Origin of the sequence: Devosia sp. CN2-171 (assembly GCF_049354815.1) — a bacterium.
Taxonomy (GTDB): domain Bacteria; phylum Pseudomonadota; class Alphaproteobacteria; order Rhizobiales; family Devosiaceae; genus Devosia_A.
Map to the genome: position 1 here is coordinate 3197327 of NZ_CP186479.1, position 19762 is coordinate 3217088.

The 19762-nt window shown below is 65.4% G+C and carries 20 protein-coding genes and 1 tRNA gene; 6 read left to right on the plus strand and 15 right to left on the minus strand.

Translation table 11 applies throughout. The features are described from left to right. Positions 1-48: 48 nt before the first annotated feature. Positions 49-567, plus strand: coding sequence for a L,D-transpeptidase (locus ACOYW5_RS15870; RefSeq protein ID WP_423065862.1), 519 nt, complete (start codon positions 49-51; stop codon positions 565-567). Positions 568-640: 73 nt separating this feature from the next. Here the strand turns inward: ACOYW5_RS15870 and ACOYW5_RS15875 are convergent, their stop codons facing one another. Genes ACOYW5_RS15875 through ACOYW5_RS15885 form a run of 3 tightly spaced genes read right to left on the minus strand, consistent with a single transcriptional unit; the run spans position 641 to position 2495 of the window. Then, entirely contained in the window at positions 641-877 is a 237-nt protein-coding gene (locus tag ACOYW5_RS15875) for a Trm112 family protein (protein ID WP_423065863.1), read from the minus strand. Beyond that, entirely contained in the window at positions 874-1539 is a 666-nt protein-coding gene (locus ACOYW5_RS15880; protein WP_423065864.1) for an LON peptidase substrate-binding domain-containing protein, read from the minus strand. The genes ACOYW5_RS15875 and ACOYW5_RS15880 overlap by 4 nt, the downstream gene beginning before the upstream one ends. A gap of 8 nt (positions 1540-1547) precedes the next feature. Continuing rightward, on the minus strand, positions 1548-2495 hold the full coding sequence (locus ACOYW5_RS15885; protein ID WP_423065865.1) for a tetratricopeptide repeat protein: 948 nt from the start codon (positions 2493-2495) through the stop codon (positions 1548-1550). 207 nt (positions 2496-2702) lie between these two features. On the opposite strand from ACOYW5_RS15885, the gene ACOYW5_RS15890 reads away from it, so the two are divergent. Beyond that, positions 2703-2777 (plus strand) — tRNA-Gly (locus ACOYW5_RS15890). A gap of 95 nt (positions 2778-2872) precedes the next feature. On the opposite strand, the gene ACOYW5_RS15895 is transcribed toward ACOYW5_RS15890, so the two are convergent. The 5 genes from ACOYW5_RS15895 to ACOYW5_RS15915 form a co-directional block, all read right to left on the minus strand. Then, positions 2873-3043: a hypothetical protein gene (locus ACOYW5_RS15895; RefSeq protein WP_423065866.1), complete on the minus strand. Its 171-nt coding sequence runs from the start codon at positions 3041-3043 to the stop codon at positions 2873-2875. After that, complete coding sequence (locus ACOYW5_RS15900) at positions 3043-3294, minus strand: hypothetical protein (RefSeq protein ID WP_423065867.1); 252 nt, start codon at positions 3292-3294, stop codon at positions 3043-3045. Before ACOYW5_RS15900 ends, ACOYW5_RS15895 begins: the two co-directional genes overlap by 1 nt. A gap of 384 nt (positions 3295-3678) precedes the next feature. After that, positions 3679-3885 carry a cold-shock protein gene (locus tag ACOYW5_RS15905; protein WP_423065868.1) on the minus strand — a complete coding sequence of 69 codons (207 nt, stop codon included), beginning with the start codon at positions 3883-3885 and terminating at the stop codon, positions 3679-3681. Between the two features lie 289 nt (positions 3886-4174). Continuing rightward, entirely contained in the window at positions 4175-4903 is a 729-nt protein-coding gene (locus ACOYW5_RS15910) for a type II CAAX prenyl endopeptidase Rce1 family protein (protein ID WP_423065869.1), read from the minus strand. A 109-nt stretch (positions 4904-5012) separates the two neighbouring features. Then, positions 5013-5738 (minus strand): FadR/GntR family transcriptional regulator, encoded by a 726-nt coding sequence (locus ACOYW5_RS15915; RefSeq protein WP_423065870.1) that lies wholly within the window; start codon positions 5736-5738, stop codon positions 5013-5015. A 139-nt stretch (positions 5739-5877) separates the two neighbouring features. Between ACOYW5_RS15915 and ACOYW5_RS15920 the strand changes: the two genes are divergently transcribed. Beyond that, a complete protein-coding gene (locus ACOYW5_RS15920; protein ID WP_423065871.1) occupies positions 5878-6888 on the plus strand; it encodes a mannonate dehydratase in 1011 nt (336 codons plus the stop codon). A gap of 198 nt (positions 6889-7086) precedes the next feature. Here the strand turns inward: ACOYW5_RS15920 and ACOYW5_RS15925 are convergent, their stop codons facing one another. Together ACOYW5_RS15925 and kdgD are read right to left on the minus strand one after the other, a co-directional pair. Further along, positions 7087-7431, minus strand: a complete 345-nt coding sequence (locus ACOYW5_RS15925; RefSeq protein ID WP_423065872.1) for a hypothetical protein — start codon at positions 7429-7431, stop codon at positions 7087-7089. A 41-nt stretch (positions 7432-7472) separates the two neighbouring features. Continuing rightward, on the minus strand, positions 7473-8378 hold the full coding sequence (gene kdgD, locus ACOYW5_RS15930; protein WP_423065873.1) for a 5-dehydro-4-deoxyglucarate dehydratase: 906 nt from the start codon (positions 8376-8378) through the stop codon (positions 7473-7475). A 426-nt stretch (positions 8379-8804) separates the two neighbouring features. Between kdgD and ACOYW5_RS15935 the strand changes: the two genes are divergently transcribed. From ACOYW5_RS15935 to ACOYW5_RS15945, 3 genes are all read left to right on the plus strand, one after another. After that, the gene (locus tag ACOYW5_RS15935) at positions 8805-10208 is read left to right on the plus strand and encodes an ABC transporter substrate-binding protein (protein WP_423065874.1); all 1404 of its coding nucleotides are present in this window, start codon (positions 8805-8807) and stop codon (positions 10206-10208) included. Between the two features lie 144 nt (positions 10209-10352). Then, entirely contained in the window at positions 10353-12311 is a 1959-nt protein-coding gene (locus tag ACOYW5_RS15940) for an ABC transporter permease subunit (RefSeq protein ID WP_423065875.1), read from the plus strand. Between the two features lie 56 nt (positions 12312-12367). Beyond that, positions 12368-13699, plus strand: a complete 1332-nt coding sequence (locus ACOYW5_RS15945) for an enolase C-terminal domain-like protein (RefSeq protein WP_423065876.1) — start codon at positions 12368-12370, stop codon at positions 13697-13699. Between the two features lie 176 nt (positions 13700-13875). Here ACOYW5_RS15945 and ACOYW5_RS15950 read toward each other — a convergent pair whose 3' ends face one another. The 5 genes from ACOYW5_RS15950 to ACOYW5_RS15970 all read right to left on the minus strand — a co-directional run bounded on the left by ACOYW5_RS15950 (position 13876) and on the right by ACOYW5_RS15970 (position 19758). Further along, positions 13876-15033: a mandelate racemase/muconate lactonizing enzyme family protein gene (locus ACOYW5_RS15950; RefSeq protein WP_423065877.1), complete on the minus strand. Its 1158-nt coding sequence runs from the start codon at positions 15031-15033 to the stop codon at positions 13876-13878. Between the two features lie 133 nt (positions 15034-15166). Beyond that, positions 15167-16153 (minus strand): SDR family oxidoreductase, encoded by a 987-nt coding sequence (locus ACOYW5_RS15955; protein ID WP_423065878.1) that lies wholly within the window; start codon positions 16151-16153, stop codon positions 15167-15169. 62 nt (positions 16154-16215) lie between these two features. After that, a complete protein-coding gene (locus ACOYW5_RS15960; RefSeq protein WP_423065879.1) occupies positions 16216-17154 on the minus strand; it encodes an ABC transporter permease in 939 nt (312 codons plus the stop codon). Positions 17155-17158: 4 nt separating this feature from the next. Beyond that, the gene (locus tag ACOYW5_RS15965; protein ID WP_423065880.1) at positions 17159-18235 is read right to left on the minus strand and encodes an ABC transporter permease; all 1077 of its coding nucleotides are present in this window, start codon (positions 18233-18235) and stop codon (positions 17159-17161) included. Further along, positions 18232-19758: an ABC transporter ATP-binding protein gene (locus ACOYW5_RS15970; protein ID WP_423065881.1), complete on the minus strand. Its 1527-nt coding sequence runs from the start codon at positions 19756-19758 to the stop codon at positions 18232-18234. The genes ACOYW5_RS15965 and ACOYW5_RS15970 overlap by 4 nt, the downstream gene beginning before the upstream one ends. Between the last annotated feature and the right edge of the window lie 4 nt (positions 19759-19762).

Genomic DNA, 19762 nt, shown 5'->3' on the forward strand with positions numbered 1-19762 from the left:
CAGTCATACGGACTTCCGGGCCGCCCCCCTGGGGGCGGGGCCTGGCGGATGAGGCTGACCCGAACAAGAGTCCTCGCCGTCCTGCTCGTTCTCGGCTTCGGTGCCATCGGGTGGATCGCCCCCGCCAGCGCCGGCACGCTGGTGAGCTATGCCGCCAGCGCCACGCCCGGCACCATCGTCATCGAAACCGGCGCCAGGCGGCTCTATTTGATCCTTGGAGAGGGCAAGGCGCTCCGCTATCCGGTCGGCGTCGGCCGCCTGGGGCGGCAATGGGCCGGCAGGTCGCATATCGACGGACGCTTCAGCCTCCCTAACTGGTCGCCACCCGCCGCAATCCGCCACGACCGTCCCGAGCTCCCGGCCGTCATTGCGGGCGGCTCTCCAGCCAACCCGCTGGGCGCTGCCGCAATGACCCTCGCCGGCGGCAACTATGCCATCCATGGCACCAACAGCCCCGCTTCGATCGGAGGCTTCGTCTCGTATGGCTGCATCCGCATGTCGAACGAAGACGTGCTCGACCTGATGGGGCGGGTGCGGATCGGGACGCCGGTTGAGGTGCTGCTCTAAATGAACCTGTGCCCCGCAATGGCGACGGCCGACGAGATCGGCAGGTTACCGCGCGTCGGCTCCGCTCAGTCGTTCACACCCGATGCTGCCCCATGTCCTCCGGGTCGATCTCCCGCGCCTCGTCGAGACTCAGCATCGGCACGCCCTCGCGGATGGGGAAGGCGAGGTGCGCGGCGACCGAAATCAGCTCGGTGGCGTCAGCAGACAGCGTAAGGCGTGTCTTGGTCAGCGGGCAGACCAGCATCTCCAGCGTCTTGATGTCGACGACGTGGCGCGGATTGACCGCGGGAGGACGCGCCGTGTCCGTCAATTGAGCGGCGAGGCCCGGTTGGTGCCCTTGGCCATCTCGAATTCGGCCATGGCGATCAGCGTTTCGGCGCGGGTTTCGAGCGTCGTCGCCTCGAGCAGCGCCTGCTTTTCGGCGGCGCCATAGGGGGCGACCATGGCGCAGAAATTGACGAGGTCGGCGGTGCCGGTCTTTTCGATTTCGTCCCAGTCGAGGTCGAAATTGCCGAACTCGGCATACTCGCGCATCATCTTCAAAAAGCGCGGGCGGTCGACTGCTTCTTCGCCGAACTCGCGCTCGAAATCGGAAGCGAACGGGGTGGTGTCGACCATGGCCCGGCGGAACGGGTTCATGGTCGGCATTTCCTTCACCAGCTGGAAGCGGCAAAGCCCCTCGAGGATGACGAAGTAGCGCTCGTTCTCGACTTCCTCGAACTGCACGATGCGGCCGACGGTGCCGATCCGCTCGAGCGGTGCGCGGCCTTCCGGGCTCTCGACCGAAGTATCCCGCGGCTGGATCAGGCCGATCAGGCGGTCGCCTTTGAGCGCATGATCGATCATTTCGAGATAGCGCGGCTCGAAGATGTTGAGCGGCCGGCGGGCATAGGGCAGCAGCAGCGCCCCGGTCAGCGGGAACACCGGAATGGATGCGGGCAGGTCGACTGGCAATTGCGGGCGCTTCAGCACGATGCCTCCTAGCTGAAGAGCAGCGCCGACAGCAGCCGGCGGCCCTTCAACGTTGCCGGGTCCTTGGCGCCCCAGGCTTCGAACAGTTCGAGCAGCTTCTTGCGGGCGCCGTCGTCGTTCCAGGTGCGGTCGCGCTTCATCAGCGCCACCAGCGCTTCGGCCGCCTCGAGGCGCTTGCCCTCGGCATTGTACTTCACCGCGAGGTCGAAGCGGGCCTGGTGATTGTCGGGGTCGGCGGCCAGTTCGGCTGCGAGTTCGTCGGTCTCGCTGAGCTCGGCGGCTTCGCCGATCAGCTTCAGCGACTGGATGAGCGAGGTGTATTCAGTGCCCTTGCGCTCGGCCTCTGGCATCGTGTCGAGCACGGCGTGGGCCTGCTCGTGATCTTCGGCGGCCAAGAACACCTTGGCCATGCCGAGGATGGCGCCCGGATGGTCGGGCTTATGCTGCAGCACCATGCCGTAGATCTGCGCGGCCTGGTTCAGGTCGCCCACCTTGAGCGCCTCAGCGGCGGCCTCAACGGCGTTCTTGATCTCTTCCTCGATCGAGCCGGCGGCGGGCTGGCCGGCCGGCGCACCTGATATCACCTTGTCGGCGAAGCGGCGCACTTCGCTCTCGGGGATGGCGCCGAGGAAGGCATCGACCGGACGGCCGCCGGCAAAGGCGAAGACGGCCGGGATCGACTGGATGCCGAGCTGGCCGGCAACACCGGGGTTCTCGTCGATATTGATCTTCACCAGCCGGATCTTGCCGGCTTTCTCGTTGATCACCTTTTCGAGGTTCGGGGTCAGTTGGCGACACGGGCCGCACCAGGGGGCCCAGAAATCGACCAGGACGGGTGCTTCGAGCGAGGCGTCGATGACGTCCGCCTTGAAGGCCTGATCAGTCGATTCCTTGATCAGCAGGGCCGACGGCGTCGCCGCGGCGGGAGTGGCGGAAGTGAAATCGTTGAGCGACATGCTGCTATTGTCCCAGTGGATGGAGGCGTTGGGAAGCCCCGCATCTCCTTGAAATTCCTATGCCCCGAAGGGTCTCGTGGGCCAGCTTTACCACGGCTTTCGCGAGACCAGAATTATGGGTTGCAAACCCGCCTTCGATTGGGCATATAGGCGCCCGTCGACCCGATGCCAAGCGCTTAGCGCGGCGCGACGGGGCTGACATGGAGTGCGGGTGTAGCTCAGGGGTAGAGCATAACCTTGCCAAGGTTAGGGTCGAGGGTTCGAATCCCTTCGCCCGCTCCATTACTCTCCCAACATTGCTGGGATGCGACAAAGGCCGGACAATTGTCCGGCCTTTCGCATTTTCGGGCCACCTGGAGTTGGTGCCGGAGGCTGGCTCAGGGCTGCCTGTAGCGCTGCTGGCGGGCCAGTTCGGCGGCCGTGTCGCGGTCGCCATTGGCCCGGTCGAGGATATCGCGCGCCTCTTTGAGCGTCAGCCCGAAGGAGTTGCCGAGAAAGCCCGGCGTGTATTGCGGCCGGGCGATGAGCTCGTCGACGGTGTCGGTCATCACGCGGCCACGCGCTGGCGTGCGAGCGGATAGCCCGCCGACTGGTAGAGGCCGCGAATGGCGTCGCCGTCGTAGCGGCGCTCATTGACCTCGAGGAACGAGCCGATCAGCCAGGAGCCGGGGACGTCCTCCATGATGTACTGGATGGCCTCGGCTGCCGTCTTGAAGCGGCGATACTGCTCGCGTGCCGACTTGGCATAGCGGCGGCTGGGGTAAAGTTCGGCGCTGGCGCCATAATCGAAGTCTGCCATTGTCTCTTCCTTCGCGATGTTGCGGTTGCGGCGCGGCGTTGATGCTTGCGCTCGAGCGGGTAGTCGTCGCTGCGATAGAGCTGCGCGAGAGCCGGGCCGGCGTAGACGCGGTCCCCGACCTTGAGCCGGGCGCCCGTCAGGCTGACGGGGGCGGCTTCCTCGAAGGCAAATCGCAGTGCGTGTGCGGCGACCCGGAAGGCCCGTGGGCCAAGAATGGTCGCAGTGTCCCAGTCGCGGCCGAGATAGAGCTCGGCGCCGTCCTGGTAGTTCAGGTCTGTCATATGTATCCTATGGACCTGCGCCGTTGCGCAGGTCGCTGTGCCGCCCCGTCGTTAAGTCGCGGGGCGTGGGTCCGGCCTGAGGAACAGGCCGGACGTAGTAAGATCAGGCGAGCTGCAGGTTCGTTGCCGAAACCTTGCCGTCGCGGCCGCTCTCGAGGTCGTAGGTGACCTTCTGGCCTTCGGCCAGGCCGTGGATGCCGGCTGCTTCCAGCGCGGTGGCGTGGACGAAAGCGTCCTTCGAACCATCGTTCGGAGCGATAAAGCCGAAGCCCTTGGTGGAGTTATAGAATTTCACGGTGCCATTGATCATGACGGATACTTCTTTTCGATTGTGAGGCACGCCCTCAGGCGAACGCACACGTTCCCTGATCGCAACATGCGATCCGGGTCTAGACGTCTGCAAAAGCGGGAGCCAAACAACCGGCGAGCCGGGAAATCAGCAGCCAACATTGGCTGTAACGTACAGCGGCCTATATGGGCCTCAATTGCCGTTAAAACAAGGCTTGTGGCCAAGATATATGAATCGAAGTTGACGATTGGGCACCGAAAAACTTCCAGAGGCCGATGATAATCTGCCTTGGACTAGGCTGGGATTTGTCTCAGACGGCAGTTTCGATGGGGCTGTGCCCGCCGACGAACGCGATGAAGAACAGCGTCCAGTCGTTGAGAATATGGGCGCCCACCGACACCGCCATGTTGCGGGTGACGAGATAGGAAGCGGTCAGCACCAGGCGAGCGGTGCCGATGGTGCCGAGGCACTGCAAGACGTTCCAGTCGTAGGTCGGCAGGTGCATGGCAGCGAACCAGACGGTCGAGATCAGCACGCCGAGCCACAAGCCAGCGCGCCGCGGCAGGCCGAACTTCGACACGCTTAGCCACAGGACCGCGAGCAGCGGAAGGATGGTGACCGCCTCTTCGCCGATCAACTGGATGAACGAGCGCAGCAGCAGGATGGCGAGGTCGGAGCCCGATACGGTGGTCGAAAAGGTCGGGTTGGGGGCCATCGGCATGAACCGCGACATCACGAAGCCAACGGCGAACGAGGCAATAATCGTCAGGGCGGCAAAGCCGACCGATTGGCCGAACTGCTTGATGCCGTAGTGGTGGAATAGTGCTGTCCAGTTGCGCCTGGCAACCCAGGCAAGCGCCGCAAGCGGCAGAACAGCGAAGAGGAGTGGCGGGACCAGACTGAGCGGGAAGTCCGGCAGCGGCAGAGTGATGAGCAGCACGAAGGCGATGCCCACGGCGCCGATGACGATAGCCCAGTCGCGGCCGGTGAGCTCGACCGGCTTGCCGTCATAGAACGGGAAGTCGATACGCTCGCTCATCCGTTTGCCCCGAATCCCGTTGAGAGGGGTACCGGACGCGCCCGTTGCCGTCCAGCGCAACGCGATGTCCGGCGAGGCCGCCGTCACCGCCGCGGACGAAGCTCGGGCCTCAGCCCGCCACCGCGATATCATGTGCGATGCGCCAGTCGCGGTAGCGGCGGCGGCCGTCCTCGAGGTGGCGGCGCATGGCGATGCGTGCTTCGTCGGGCTTGCGCTCGGAGATGGCGTCGTAGATGCGTTGGTGCTCGCCGGCGATGACCTCGAGGAACTCGGTCTTGCTGCGCTCATCGGCAAAGCTGGCGCCCAGGGCGCGGCGCGGGATCAGGCGCTCGCCGACCTCGTCAACGAAGAGGCGGAAGCGGTTGTTGTTGGTGGCGTCGGCGATGGCGCGGTGGAAGGCGCGGTCGGCGTCGGTGGCCAGCGTCTTGTCCTTGAACGAGCGGCGGAACTGGGCCAGTGCCTGCGCCATGCGGAGGAGGTTCACCTCGGTGCGCCGCTCGGCGGCGAGCCCGGCGGCCTCGACCTCGACGCTGATGCGGAATTCCATGAAATCGAGGATGTCGCCGATTTCCTCGGGCGCGGCCATGAACAGGGCCATGCCCTTGGCGGCAGGCGGCGGGGTCTCGACGTAAACGCCGCTGCCGCGCAGCGAGCGGAGGCGCCCCTCGGCCTTGAGGCTGGCGATGGCCTCGCGCACCACTGTGCGGCTGACCGAAAACTGGCGGCAGAGTTCGTCAGCGGCCGGCAGCTTGTCGCCGGGGATAAGCCCGTCGGCCTCGATAAGCCGCAGAAGATCGAGTTTGACCCGATCGGTCAGGTGGACAGTGGCAGACATTGGCGAACTTTCAGCGGGCTTTCGTCGGTCGAGGACGGCGTCTTCCACCACGGCAGGGTACGACCTTGGCCGCATTGCTTGCCGCACCGGAAAATCTATCATACTGCTTTGAAGAAGTCATAGAACAATGGGGGGAAATATGCATGTAGGCACCCAGATGGGCGGCGGTCAGCTGGCGAAGGCTGGTGATCGCTATCTCAAGCAGCTTGCCCAACTGGGGGTCAAGCATGTCTGCATCGATCCCGAGGGCGACCCCTGGCAGTGGGATCGTGATATTCTGCTGCGCCACCGCGACCGGATCGAGGGCTTCGGGCTGAAGCTCGACATGGTGCAGCTGCCGCTGCCCTCGTCGGGCATCGAGCGCCAGCACCAGTCGCCCGGCATCGTGCTCGGCCGGCCCGGTGAGCGTGACCGCGAGATCGACGGGCTCTGCCGCATCATCGAGGCGCTGGCCGAGGCCGGGATCGGCGCGGCCAAATACAATTTCAACGTGCTCGGCATTCCGCGCACCACGTCCGAGACCGGGCGCGGCGGGGCGGTGCTCTCGACCTGGCGGGCCGATAAGGCCACCGATGGCGACACGCTCACCATTGCCGGGCGGGTCAGCGCCGACGAGTTCTGGGAGCGCATCACCTACTTCCTCGAGCACGTCGTGCCGGTCGCGACCACGAACAAGGTGCGCCTCGCCTGCCACCCGCACGATCCGATGACGCCGCCCGGCTATCGCGGCTTCGAGAAGCGCGTGCTCGGCGACGCCGAGGGGCTGATGAAGTTCGTGCAGATCGCCGAAAGCCCCTATCACGGGCTCAATTTCTGCCAGGGCACGGTGGCCGAGAGCCTCGAGAATCCGCGCCAAGAAATCGGCGAGATCATTCGCTGGTTCGGCCAGCGCAAGAAGATCTTCAACGTCCATTTCCGCAACATCAAGGGTGGGCGCTACTCGTTCACCGAGGAGTTCCCCGATGCGGGCGACATGGACATGCCGGCGGCGTTGAAGATCTATCACGAGGTCGGCTATGACGGCATGATCATGCCCGACCACGTGCCGCATATCGACGCCGCCAACTCGGACGAAACCGCGTTCGCCTTCTGCTTCGGCTATATTATCGGGGTGTTCCAGGCGAACGGGTGGGACCCGTACGGGCCGTGAAGGTTTGCGGCCCAATCTGACATCGTGACCCCCTCCGCCGGCTGCGCCGGCACCTCCCCCCCTCCGCGGGGGAGGATGGCTTGCGGCGCGATCTCGCCCTACGCGAAATCCGCCCCGCGGGGCGGGGGAGGGGGACCAACGTAGCTGGTGGAGGGGGCGTGATGTCTCGGAATCAGTGCTGAGCGAGAAGTGGTCGCTCTAGGCAGCGGCCATCTTTTTTCGCGGGCTGGCGTGCTGCTTCGCGGCGCGCGCCTCGAGCAAGCGCCGCGTCTCGGCCAGGCTGATGCGGAAGGCCGCCAGCAATTCGCCGATGCATCCGACCCTGATGGAATCGAAGCCGGTGAGGCCGGGGCTCACGCTGGCGATGGCATCGAGTTCCTCGTCGAGGCTGGCGAGCAGCCTGTTGGCATGGGCAAGATGCCGCTTGGTCACCCGGCCCGCGCCGGTCGCCAGTTGACGCAACCCATCGGCGTCGTCTTCCCAGTCGGAATACGACAGGCCATCAATCACCAAGGGTGAGTACGCAAGCCGTTCTACTGTCATGAGCCGAAGTAAAGTTGCGACTCAAGGCACAAATACGGCGATCAGGCGTGCGCCGCGATCAGCCCGCGCAGGATGTCGCGTTCCCCGGCATCGAGCTCGGTCAGCGGCGTCCGCACCTTGCCCGCCGAGCGGCCGATCAGGTCCGCGCCGGCCTTGATCATCGACACCGCGTAGCCGCGCTTCTTGTCGCGCAGGTCGATCAGCGGCAGGTAGAAGCTCTTCATCAGCGCGTCGATCGTGGCGTTGTCGCGCTGGCGCACGGCTCGATAGAAGCGCAGCGCCAGTTCTGGGACAAAGTTGAATACGGCCGACGAGTAGGTGGTGACGCCCATTTCGAGATAGGGCTGGGCGAAGACCTCGGCCGTCGGCAGGCCGCCGACATGGACGACGCGGTCGCCCATGCGGTGGGCGATGCGCTGCATCAGCTGCAGGTCGCCGATGCCGTCCTTGTAGCCGATGAGGTTGGGGCAGGTCTCGGCCACCTTCTCGAGCCCGGCGGGCGATAGGCGGGAGTTGTCGCGGGCATAGTAGATGACGCCGATGCCGACGGCGTTGCAGATCGCCTGCATATGGGCCACGACGCCCGCTTCCTCGGCGAACATCAGGTAGTGCGGCAGCACGAGGATGCCGGCGGCACCAGCCGCTTCGGCACGGCGGGCGAGGTCGACCGCCATGCGGGTGCCGTAGCCGACGCCGGCGAGGACAGGCACGCCCTTTTGGCTGTTCTCGACCGCGGTGCGGATCACCGCGTCGTATTCGTCATAGCCGATCGAGAAGAACTCGCCGGTGCCGCCGGCGGCGAACAGCCCGGCCGCGTCGAAGGAGGAGAGCCACTGCAGGCGCGCGGCATAACCGTCGCGATCGAACTCGCCGTCGGCGCCGAAATCGGTGACCGGGAAGGACAGGAGGCCGGAACCAATCTTTGCCTTGATCTCGTCGAAGCTCATCAGGCGCCTCCCCATCCCGCGCTAAGTAGTATGACTAATTTCGACTACCACCACGATCGCGCGGGTGTCAACGTGTTGTGATGCCTTTCCCGGCGCCGTGTTCCTCACAGGCAGTATGATTGGTCGTTGACAGCCGCAGCATTGACCGACAGATTGACGTACGTTCGGCATAGGAATTTGAAGCCGATAGCCGGGCAACGTCCCGGGGAGGGAGGGCGACGTGCAGCACACACCGTGTGTCCAACCCGGTTCGTCCGGTCGCGGCCAACGAGGGTCGCGTCATTGGCTCCCCGCAATTGAAATCACCTGCGTCCTGCCGCATTTGGAGGACGCATCGCGTCGATAACCTAACGGTCTCGTGTGGAGACCGGGCAGCGGTTGAGGGACCAAGCCCGGTACGAGCAAGCAATGAGGAGGAAACTACCCATGGACAAGAACAAACTCAGCCGCCGCGCGCTGTTGCGGGGTTCGGCCGCAGTGGGCGCCGGCGTTGTGCTCGGTGTGAACGGGTTGCCCGTATTCGCCCAGGACGCCCCCAAGCCCGACGAGGCGCTGCCCGTGGGCGCCAGCGGCAAGCTGACCGTCATCCACCGCACCGAGTATTTCGAGGCGGCACAGACGGCATTCCGCGACACCGTCCAGGCGTTTGCAGATGCCAAGGGCGTCGAACTCGATATCTCGACCACGAACCCCGAGTCGTTCGGCGATTTCATGGGCAAGATGACGGCGGCGGTGAAGGCCGGCAACCCGCCGGATTTCGCCTACACGTCCAACGTTTCGATCGCGCAACTGCACCTGCTCGACCTGGTCGAGGATATGACCGACGTGGTCGAGAAGGCCGTCTCGCTCTACGGCGAGATCATGCCGGGCCTCAACGCCGCCAAGACGGCCCAGATAGACGGCAAGTGGTGGGCCGTTCCGCTTATCGGCACGACGACCGGTTACTATGCGCGTGGCGACAAGCTCAAGGAAAAGGGCATCGATCCGGCCTCGCTCAAGACCATCGTGGATCGTCGCGAGGCGGCTCTCGCCATTTCCGGGCCCGACTTCTACGGCTGGGGCTTTACCCCCAACCAGTCCGGCGACGGTTTCGGCTTCCTGATTGCGACCGTCCAGGCGTTCGGCGGCCACTTCACGGACGAAACCGGCCAGGTGGTGACCTTCAACTCGCCCGAGACGGTGGCGGCCTTCGAATTCCTGCGCGAGACCTACGACCGCAACGGCAAGTATGCCGCCATGCTGCCGCCGGGTGTCGAGAGCTGGAACGATACGGGCAACAATGAAGCGTATCTCGCAGGCCAGATCGGCTTTACCCAGAACGCGTTCTCGATCTACGCGCAGGCGAAACGCGACGGTAATCCGGTTTATGCGAACACCCTGCTGCTGCAAGCGCCGGCGGCGATCAACGGCGACAGCCGCGACGGCGGCAACGTCGGCGGCTGGATGACCGTGTTCAAGGGCGCACCTAACGCGGCCCTCGCCAAGGAACTGGCGCTCAACCTGCTCGACCCGGCCAACTTCGGCAAGATCGCAGCTTTGGGCAGCGTGCTGTTCACGCCCGCCTACCAGAACCTCTGGACTCCCGAGTTGCTCGCAGCCGAACCGAACCTGGCGACCATCAAACAGGCGGTCGACGTCAAGGATCCGTTCCTCGGCCAGTCGTGGCCGGCGAACCCCAACGCGGGTGTCGACGCCATCCGCGCGCAGGGCGTGCTCGAGCAGTCCGTCGGCAACGTCATCTCCGGTCGCATGTCGCCCGCCGATGCCGTCAAGGACGCCCACCAGAAGATGGTGGATCTGTTCGAAGAAGGCGGGATCATGCAGCCGTAAGGCTGGATCGGCAGATCGTGGAAGGGCGGCATTGCTGCCCTTCCACCATCCCGTGCCGCACCACCCTGTCACAGTGTGACGGAAGCGGCGCCCAACTCCTGCACCCATTGGTACCGGGTGCTTCAGCTGGAAGGAGGCTTGACCATGGACAAGCGCATCACTCTCGACATGCCCATTGGTGGCACCAAAACTGCCGCGCGTCCGCGGTTCAAGCTCAAGAACATCCTCGGCAGGGACTGGCGGATCGCCTACCTGTTCGTGCTGCCGATGGTCCTGCTCATGGCGGGCCTGATCTTCTGGCCGTTCATCAGTGCCATCCTGATGTCGATGACCACCTTCAACTTCAACACCGGCGATACGGTGCAGGTCGGGCTGAAAAACTACCAGCGCCTCTACACCAATTCCGACTACCTGCTGTCGCTGTCGAACACGATCAACTTCACGTTCTGGTCGCTGTCGATCAAGTTCGTCACCGGCATGACCATCGCCATGATCCTTCATTCCAAGTTGCCGTGGCGCAACCTGATGTCGGCGATCATGCTGCTGCCCTGGATCGTGCCCGAAATCGTCACGGCGCTGGCCTGGAAGTCGATTTACGACCCGCTGTTTGGCGGTCTGAACCCCATTCTCCAGGGCGCCGGCATCATCAACAAGCCGCTCGGCTGGCTGTCGGATTCCAACCTGGCGCTGGGCAGCGTCATCGCGGTGAACGTGTGGAAGGGCATTCCCTTCTTCACCCTGCTGCTGCTGGCGGGCCTCAAGGCCATCGATACCGAGCTCTATGAATCGGCCGAAGTAGATGGCGCCAATGCGGTGCAGCGCTTCCGCTACATCACGCTGCCGGGCATGCGCTACGTCATCCTCGTGGTGCTGCTGCTCAGCTTCATTTCGACCTTCAACCAGTTCGGCCTGATCTTCCTGATGACCGGTGGTGGACCGAGCGGCGCGACGCGCCTCTACTCCATCCTCGCCTACGAGAAGGCAATCGGCTCGCTTCAGTACGGGCCCGGCAGCGCCATTGCGCTGAGCGTCGCGCCGCTGATGGCCTTCCTCATCTACCTCTTGTCCAAGTACATGCGGCACGACGAGCGCGCCGCCGGCGTTGGGAAGAAGGGCGGCCTCGGCATCGGCAAGTTCTTCGGCGGGCTGTTCAGCCTCGTCCTCGATGTCTTCTTCTGGCCATTCGACATGCTGAACCGCGGCATCGAAAAGCTTGGGCTTGCCCTGCGCCAGCGAATGACGGGGTCGTCCCACAAGCCTGTGTTCAAGCCGGAAGGACGCGAACGCATGGGGATCGGTATCCGCATCCTGATCCTGTTGCCGATCATGGCGTTCGTGCTGTTCCCATTCTACTGGGTGCTGATCACCTCGTTCAAGACCACGACCCAGATCAGCCAGCGGCAGTCGATCTTCTGGCCGAACCCGCCGACGGTCAGCCAGTATGAGCAACTGATCTTCAATTCACCGTTCCTGATGTGGCTGGGCAACTCGCTGCTGGTTGCGGCGCTGAGCACGATCGTCTCGGTGGCGATTGCGGCGCTGGCGGCGTACGCCCTGACGCGTCTCAAGTTCCTTGGGGCCGGCCTGCTGACCACGGCGATCCTGATTACCTACCTCTTGCCGGGGACGCTGATCTTCATCCCGCTCTACCAGACGCTGAGCGACCTGGGGTTGATCAACAGCTATGGCGCATTGCTAACTACCTACCCGACCTTCCTCGTTCCCTTCGCGACCTGGGTGCTGATCGGCTATTTCCGTTCGATCCCGGTGGAGCTTGAGGAAGCGGCGATGATCGACGGGGCGAGCCGGCTCTACGCCTTCGTACGCATCACCCTGCCGCTGGCGGCGCCGGCCCTCTTGTCGGTTGCGCTGTTCGCTTTCACCAATGCGTGGAACGAGTTCCTCTTCGCCTTCGTGTTCATCACGTCGGAATCGCTGAGGACCCTGCCGATCGGGCTCCAATCGATGGTGGTGGGCGATATCCTGCCGTGGGGCGAGCTGATGGCGGCGTCGCTGCTGACGGCGATCCCGGTGGCGGTGCTCTACATGTACGCCCAGCGCTTCCTCGTCGGTGGCCTGACGGTCGGCGCGGTGAAGGGCTGATCCCAGCCGATCCTTCTTGGGCGGGACCTCCGGGTCCCGCCCTTTCCATCGAGAGGATGCACGTGACCAACGCGACACCGAAGGTGGTGGGCATGCGCGTGGTGCCGGTTGCCGGCCGCGACAGCATGCTGATGAACTTGAGCGGCGCCCACGGCCCGCTCTTCACCCGCAACATCGTCATCCTAACCGACAGCGCTGGACATACCGGGCTGGGTGAAGTGCCGGGTGGCGAGGACATCACCCGCACGCTCGAGGATGCGCGCGAGCTCGTCGTTGGCCACGAGATCGGCGCCTACCGCACCATCCTGCGTCGTGTCGGCGAGACCTTTGCCAGCCGCGACTCCGGCGGCCGCGGGGCCCAGACGTTCGATTTGCGCATCACCGTGCACGCCGTCGCCGCGCTCGAATGCGCGCTGCTCGACCTGATGGGGCAGTTCCTCAACGTGCCCATGGCCGAACTGCTCGCCGATGGCCAGGTGCGCGAGCGCGTCCAGATGCTCGGCTACCTCTTCTATGTCGGCGACCGGACGAAGACCGATCTCGACTATCGCGTAGCGGGTGGCGACGACTGGCTCGGCGTACGCGACCGGACCGCGCTCGATGCCGCCGCGATCGTCCGCCAGGCCGAGGCCGCGGAGGCGCGCTACGGCTTCAAGGATTTCAAGCTCAAGGGCGGCGTGCTGCACGGCATGGAGGAGGGTGAGGCGATCGAGGCGCTGGCCAGGCGCTTCCCCGACGCGCGCATCACCCTCGATCCGAATGGCGCCTGGTCGCTCAAGGAGGCGATCGAGATCGCCCGGCATCTGAAGCCGTACCTCGCCTATGCCGAGGATCCGTGCGGCGGCGAACAGGGCTTCTCCGGGCGCGAGGTACTGGCCGAATTCCGTCGCGCCACCGGCATCCGCACCGCCACCAACATGATCGCTACCGACTGGCGCCAGATGGGCCATGCCGTGGTGCTGGGCAGCGTCGACATCCCGCTCGCCGACCCGCATTTCTGGACCCCGCGCGGCTCGATTGACGTCGCAAAACTCTGCGCCCGCTGGGGCCTGACCTGGGGCAGCCACTCCAACAACCACTTCGATATCTCGCTCGCCATGTTCACCCAAGTCGGCGCCGCTGCGCCCGGCGAGATCACCGCGCTCGATACGCACTGGATCTGGCAGGACGGCCAGCATTTGACCAAGGAGCCGCCGAAGATCGTCGGCGGCGAAGTGGCGGTGCCGGAGCGCCCTGGGCTGGGTGTGGAGCTCGACGAGGCGGCGCTCGCGGCGGCCAACGAGCTGTACCGCAAGCTGCCGGCGGGCGGCCGCAATGACGCTGTGGCGATGCAGTATCTCATTCCGGGCTGGACGTTCGACGCGAAGCGGCCGGCGCTGGTGCGGTAGGGCGGGGCTGATAGATCGTGGCCCCCTCCGTCAGGCGTTCGCCTGACACCTCCCCCGCCCCGCGGGGGAGGATACGAGTGGGGCTCGATCGTGCCGGCTACCATCCCCCCCGCGGGCGGGGGAGGTGCCGACGTAGTCGGCGGAGGGGGTCGCGATCTATCGATCGGCGTCGACCCTCACTCGAACCAGGTCGTGCCCGGATACTGGTGGGCTTTGGCCACTTCCTCGTTCAGCTCGAGGCCGATGCCGGGGCGGTCGGTCATCTTGATGCGGCCGTTCTGGATGATCTCGCCACCATCGGTCGCCGTCCGCCAGTAATCGAGCCGGCCGAACCAGTGGTACTCGAGGATGAGGAAGTTCGGCACCGTCGCGCAGACATGGGCCGATGCCATGGTCCCGATCGGGGACGACACGTTGTGGGGCGCGAACGGGATCGAATAGATGTCCGCCATCTCCGCGATCTTGCGGCACTCGCTGAGGCCGCCGCATTTCGGGATGTCGGGCATGATGATGTCGAGCGCCTGCTTTTCGAACACCTCGCGGAAGCCATGCCGCAGATAGAGGTTTTCGCCGCCGCAGATCGGTACGCTGGTCGCGTGGGTGATCTCGGCCATGACGGCAACGTTCTCGGGCGGAATCGGCTCTTCCAGCCACATCAGTTGCAGATGCTCGAGATCCTTGCAGAGGCGGATGGCAGAATGCTTGTCGAGACGGGTGTGCAGGTCGCAGGCGACATCGACGTCCTTGCCGGCCGCTTTCACCACCATCTCGGCCAGCTGCACCATGCGGTCATGCTCCCACTTGTTGGGAGTCATGTTGAACGTGTCCTTCACGTACCATTCGGTTTCCGAGCCGGTGTGGCCGTAGGCGCGGATATCGAGATCCACCTTCAGCGCGGTGAAACCGGCCTCCAGCACCTCGTCGACCACGGACTGCACTTCGTCCATGTTCATGCCGGGCGAGACTTCGCAGTCACAATAGACACGGATGTCGTCGCGGAACTTGCCGCCCATCAGCTCATAGATCGGCACCTTGAGGGCCTTGCCCTTCAGATCCCATAGCGCGATCTCGACGCCGGTCAGCGCCGTGATCAGCGCGCCTGCAAAGCCGCCCTCGAATACGAGGCTGCGGCGGATTTCCTCGAACAGCGCGTCGATGGCGAAGGGGTCACGGCCGACCAGCCGGTGTTCGAGGTGCTTGATGACGGCGATGGCCTGGTGTCCGCCATGCACACACTCGCCGAGCCCGGTAACCCCGGCATCGGTTTCGATCTTCACCCATAGCTGCATGGTATGGCCGGTCGATGCGGCCGTCTTCACAGACGTGATCTTCACTACGATATCCCCTCGGTCAGCGCGATCTCCCGGTCGCGCCGACAAACTCTAGAGGGCTGAGGAACGTACGTCGAGACATCCAAAAGGACCATTGCGGGCATCGTCGTCGCGCACCGCAATCGCGCTGGCGAGCTCAGTGCCCCAGCGCTGCCTGCTCTGACGTGATCCGGTCGAACAGCGGGTCGAGCTCCATGTTCACGGGGGCGTTCGAGGCCAGCCGCTCTTTCAGGAAGCTGATTGACTCCGCCAGCACCTCGTCGAGGTCCTCGGAGCATTTGAAGGCACCGGCGACGCGCTTGACCTTGGAATTGTCGAACAGGGCCGACCAGGTCTTGTCGCCGATCAACGGGCCTTCCCAGGCCTTGTTGTAGGCGACGAGCGTGTCGGACGGCACATGGACGATCTTGGGCGTCAGTCCGACGCCGCGGCCGATGGCGTGGTAGATATCGTCCCAGCTATAGGCGCGGTCCGAGGTGATGTGGAAGATCTCGCCCAGCGCGGCTGACTTGCCGAACAGGTTGACGAACGGGACGGCGAAATCCTTGGAGCGCGTCAGCGTCCAGGGCGAGGTGCCGTCGCCGGCGACGATGACGGGTTTGCCCTGCTGCATGCGGCGGATGACAATATCCCCTTCGCCCATCATGGTGGGAAGGCCTGTGCGCACGGTGTGGCTGGGGCGGACGATGGTCCAGGGCAGGTCCGCGGCGCCCTCGACCAGCTTCTCGCAGGCGATCTTGGCATGGCTGTAGCCCCAGTAGGGGTTCACCGCCGGGGTCTTCTCGGTGATGATGTAGTGCTTGGCCGGCTTCTCGTAGACCGAGGCCGACGAGATGAAGATGTACTGCTTGGTCTTGCCGGCGAAGGTGGCGATGTCCTCGGCCATCTGCTCGGGCGTGAACACCATGAACTGGGCGACGACGTCGAAGCCCATGTCGCCGAGCTTGCGGTAACTCGCCGGGTCTTTCATGTCGCCGACGATCGAGGTGACGCCGGCCGGGAGCGCCACGTCGCGCTGGCCGCGGTTGAAGACGCTGACCTTGTGGCCCTGGGCCACGGCATACTCGACGCAGGGCAGCGAAATCTGCCCGGTACCGCCGACGAACAATACATTCAGCGCCATCAATTCCTCCCAGTATGACTTGCGGCGCGAGCCTATTGCGCCGGCGGGGTCCGCGGCAAGCGTCAGTCCTTACCCTTTTCGTACGGGGTGCCGAGCGCGGCCGGCGCACCGCTGCGGCTGGCGGAAACGGCCAGCACGACGATGGTCAGCACGTAAGGCAGCATGATCAGGAACTGCAGCGGCACGCCGATCGGCAGCAGCTGGGCGCGGAGCTGCAAGGCCTCGGCGCCACCGAACAGCAATGCTGCGACGAGTACGCCGAAGGGGTGACGGCGGCCTAGGATCAGGATGGCCAAGGCGATGTAGCCGCGACCGGCGGTCATGTTGTCGAGAAAGACGCCGGTGGCGCTGATCGAGAGGAAGGCCCCGCCGAGCCCGGCAAGTGCACCGCTCACAGCAACTGCGGCGTAGCGGATGGCGATGGGGTCGAGGCCGAGCGTCTCGGCCGCCTCGGGATGCTCGCCGACGGCCTTGATCGAGAGGCCGATGGTCGAGTGGTGCATGACCAGCCAGCCGATGAGGACGAGCAGCAACGACAGGTAGGTCAGCGGGTCGTGCTGGAACAGCAGCGGGCCAATGACGGGGATGTTGGCCAGGGGGCCGAAATCGATCGGGGCGAACGGCGTGATGCGCGGTGAGGCGGTGCCGGAGCCGAAGGCGAGGCGGAAGAAATAGGCGGAGACGCCGAGCATCAGCAGGTTGAAGGCGATACCGACGACGACCTGGTTGGCGCGCAGCGTCACTGCATAGAAGGCGAGGCCGAGGCCGGCGACGGCGCCGATCATCAGCGCAACCGCCGCGCCGAGCCAGAGGTTGCCGGTGTAGTGCACCGTGATGAAACCGGTGAAGCAGCCGATCAGCATCATGCCTTCGAGGCCGATATTGAGGACGCCCGACTTCTCGGCGAACATACCGCCGAGGGCGGCGAGCAGGATCGGGATCGACAGGCGGACGCTGGCGGCGAGGAAGCCGGCCAAGACCGGATCGGCAAGGAAATCCATCGCGTCAGGCCCCCTTCCGACGCTTCGCCAGGAGGCGCGGCAGGGCGTTCTGGGCGAGGAGCAGCAGGACGACCAGGGCCTGGATCACGGTGGTCAGTGCGCTCGGCACGCCGGCGGCGGATTCCATCGTCGTCGAGCCGATCTGCAGCGCCGCGAACAACACGGCGGCGGCGAGGACGCCGAGCGGGTTGGTCTGGCCGAGGAGCGCAACGATGATGGCGGTGTAGCCGAAGCCGGGCGAGAGGTTCTCGATCATGCGGCGTTGCACGCCCGCGACTTCGGAGAAGCCGGCGAGGCCGGAAAGAGCGCCGCAAATGAGGAAGCCGGTCCAGAGCGCGGCCTTGACGTTCATGCCGGTATTTTCGGCGGCGCGCGGGTTGTGGCCGACGGCGCGGAGGCGGAAACCGGCGACCGCGCGCCAGAGGAAGATCTGCGCGAGGATCGCGATCACGATGACGATCAGCAGCCCGGCATGGAGGCGGGTGCCTTCGAGGATGGTCGGCAGCCGCGCTTCGGCGGCGAGGCGGGCGGTGCGGGCGAGGGGCGAGCCGGGCTCCTGCAGCGGGCCGTGCAGGAGGTAGCCGACGAAGTAGATGGCGACGTAGTTGAGCATGATGGTGGTGATCAGCTCATCGGCCCGGAGTTTCAGCTTCAGCACGCCGGCGATGCCGGACCAGAGCGCGCCGGCGATGGCGGCGGCGAGGCCCATTGCGGGCAGCACCAGCCATTGCGGCTGGCCGGTGAGTTGCAGGCCGACCCAAGCGGCGGCGATGCCGCCGATGAAGAGCTGGCCCTCGGCGCCGACGTTGAACACGCCGGCTCGAAAGGCGAGGGCGATGCCGATGCCGCAGAGGGCGAGCGGCACGGTGCGGATCATGGTTTCGGCGAGGCCGTTGGTGCTGCCGAGCGAGGCCTCGAACAGGCTCCAGTAGGCGTAGACGGGATCGCGGCCGATCAACGCGATGAGGACCGCGCCGATGGCGAAGGCGGCGAGCACGCAGGCGAGGCCGGAAAGCACGGAGCGGGGGAGGAGGTAGCTGCGGACAAGGCCGGAAGCGGCTTCGGACGGGGTCTCGGTCATGCGGCGCGTCCCGCCATCATCAGACCGAGCTGCTCGACGTCAAAGGTTTCGCGCGTGACCACGCCGGTGACCTGTCCCTTGAACAGCACGACGATGCGGTCGGCCAGCGCCAGCACCTCGTCGAGCTCGGTGGAAATGAGCAGCACGGCGGCGCCGGCGGCGCGGCGCTCGAGCAGCCGCGAATGAAGGAAGGCGGTGGCTCCGATATCGAGGCCGCGGGTCGGCTGCACGGCGACGATCAGGCGTGGATCGCGGCTGAGGGCCCGGCCCAGCACGACCTTCTGCTGGTTGCCGCCCGAGAGCGACCCGATAGTCTGCTCGATGCTGCCGAGGCGAACGTCGAAATCGCGCACCAGTTCGGCGGCGAAGCGCCGGGTTTCGCTCAGGTTGCGCATGCCGAGACGGGCGAAGCGCGGCTGGCCGGCGTCCTCGGCGACGGCGTTGTCGGTGACCGACATCTTCTCGAAGATGGCGGTGCGGTGCCGGTCCTCGGGGATGTGCGCGAGACCGGCAGCGATGCGGGTGGCGACCGGGGCGGTGGTGACGTCGCTGCCATCGATGCGGACGGTTCCGGTATCGGGACGGATGAGGCCGACAATTGCCTCCGCGAGTTCCTGCTGGCCGTTGCCGTCGACACCGGCAATGGCGACGATCTCGCCGGCGCCGACGCTGAATCCGACATTATCGAGCCGGCGGAGGCCGCGGCTGTCGGCATAGCCGAGGTTTTCGACCTCGAGCACCGGGCGGCCGGCCTGCGGCTTGCCCTCGAGATGGGGCAGGGTGACATCGCCGCCGACCATCATGCGGGCGATGGCGCGCGGCTCGGTGGATTTCGTTTCGAGCGTGCCGGCGACCTTGCCGCGGCGCAGCACCGTGATGCGGTCGGTGACGGCCATCACCTCGTTGAGCTTGTGCGAGATGAAGACGATGGCGGTGCCCGCCTCGGCGAGCGAACGCAGCACGGGAAAGAGGGCTGCCGCTTCCTGCGGGGTCAGCACGGCGGTCGGTTCATCGAGCACCAGGATGCGGGCGCCGCGATAGAGCGCCTTGACGATCTCGACGCGCTGCTGGCTCGCAACCGAGAGTTCGCCCGCTACGGCCCGCGCATTGACCGCAAGGCCGTAGCGGGCGCCGAGCGCATCGATCTCGTCGGCAAGCCTGTCGAGGCGCGGGAACCAGGTGCGGACTTCCTTCAGCCCCAGCGCGATGTTTTCGGCGACGGTGAGGGTGGGGACCAGCATGAAGTGCTGGTGCACCATGCCGATGCCGAGGTGGCGCGCTTCGAGCGGGTCTTCGATCCGGACGGGCCGGCCATCGATCTCGATCGATCCGGCGGCCGGCTGGAGCAGGCCGGCGAGGACACGCATCAGCGTCGTCTTGCCGGCGCCGTTCTCGCCGAGCAGCGCGTGGATTTCTCCCGGCTGCACGGCAAAGCTCACATCGTCATTGGCGACGACCGGGCCGAAGGCGACGCGGATGTTCCGCATCGCCACCGCCGGTGCGGGGGTCGGTCCGGCCGTCAATTCG

What these genes read in the sequence shown, in the direction of transcription:
- ACOYW5_RS15965 (WP_423065880.1), bottom strand. Translation starts at nt 18,235, where the DNA reads ATGACCGAGACCCCGTCCGAAGCCGCTTCCGGCCTTGTCCGCAGCTAC.
- ACOYW5_RS15905 (WP_423065868.1), bottom strand. Translation starts at nt 3,885, where the DNA reads ATGATCAATGGCACCGTGAAATTCTATAACTCCACCAAGGGCTTCGGC.
- ACOYW5_RS15895 (WP_423065866.1), bottom strand. Translation starts at nt 3,043, where the DNA reads ATGACCGACACCGTCGACGAGCTCATCGCCCGGCCGCAATACACGCCG.
- ACOYW5_RS15900 (WP_423065867.1), bottom strand. Translation starts at nt 3,294, where the DNA reads ATGGCAGACTTCGATTATGGCGCCAGCGCCGAACTTTACCCCAGCCGC.
- kdgD (WP_423065873.1), bottom strand. Translation starts at nt 8,378, where the DNA reads ATGAGCTTCGACGAGATCAAGGCAAAGATTGGTTCCGGCCTCCTGTCC.
- ACOYW5_RS15945 (WP_423065876.1), top strand. Translation starts at nt 12,368, where the DNA reads ATGCACGTGACCAACGCGACACCGAAGGTGGTGGGCATGCGCGTGGTG.
- ACOYW5_RS15870 (WP_423065862.1), top strand. Translation starts at nt 49, where the DNA reads ATGAGGCTGACCCGAACAAGAGTCCTCGCCGTCCTGCTCGTTCTCGGC.
- ACOYW5_RS15940 (WP_423065875.1), top strand. Translation starts at nt 10,353, where the DNA reads ATGGACAAGCGCATCACTCTCGACATGCCCATTGGTGGCACCAAAACT.
- ACOYW5_RS15955 (WP_423065878.1), bottom strand. Translation starts at nt 16,153, where the DNA reads ATGGCGCTGAATGTATTGTTCGTCGGCGGTACCGGGCAGATTTCGCTG.
- ACOYW5_RS15920 (WP_423065871.1), top strand. Translation starts at nt 5,878, where the DNA reads ATGCATGTAGGCACCCAGATGGGCGGCGGTCAGCTGGCGAAGGCTGGT.
- ACOYW5_RS15925 (WP_423065872.1), bottom strand. Translation starts at nt 7,431, where the DNA reads ATGACAGTAGAACGGCTTGCGTACTCACCCTTGGTGATTGATGGCCTG.
- ACOYW5_RS15960 (WP_423065879.1), bottom strand. Translation starts at nt 17,154, where the DNA reads ATGGATTTCCTTGCCGATCCGGTCTTGGCCGGCTTCCTCGCCGCCAGC.
- ACOYW5_RS15935 (WP_423065874.1), top strand. Translation starts at nt 8,805, where the DNA reads ATGGACAAGAACAAACTCAGCCGCCGCGCGCTGTTGCGGGGTTCGGCC.
- ACOYW5_RS15915 (WP_423065870.1), bottom strand. Translation starts at nt 5,738, where the DNA reads ATGTCTGCCACTGTCCACCTGACCGATCGGGTCAAACTCGATCTTCTG.
- ACOYW5_RS15910 (WP_423065869.1), bottom strand. Translation starts at nt 4,903, where the DNA reads ATGAGCGAGCGTATCGACTTCCCGTTCTATGACGGCAAGCCGGTCGAG.
- ACOYW5_RS15885 (WP_423065865.1), bottom strand. Translation starts at nt 2,495, where the DNA reads ATGTCGCTCAACGATTTCACTTCCGCCACTCCCGCCGCGGCGACGCCG.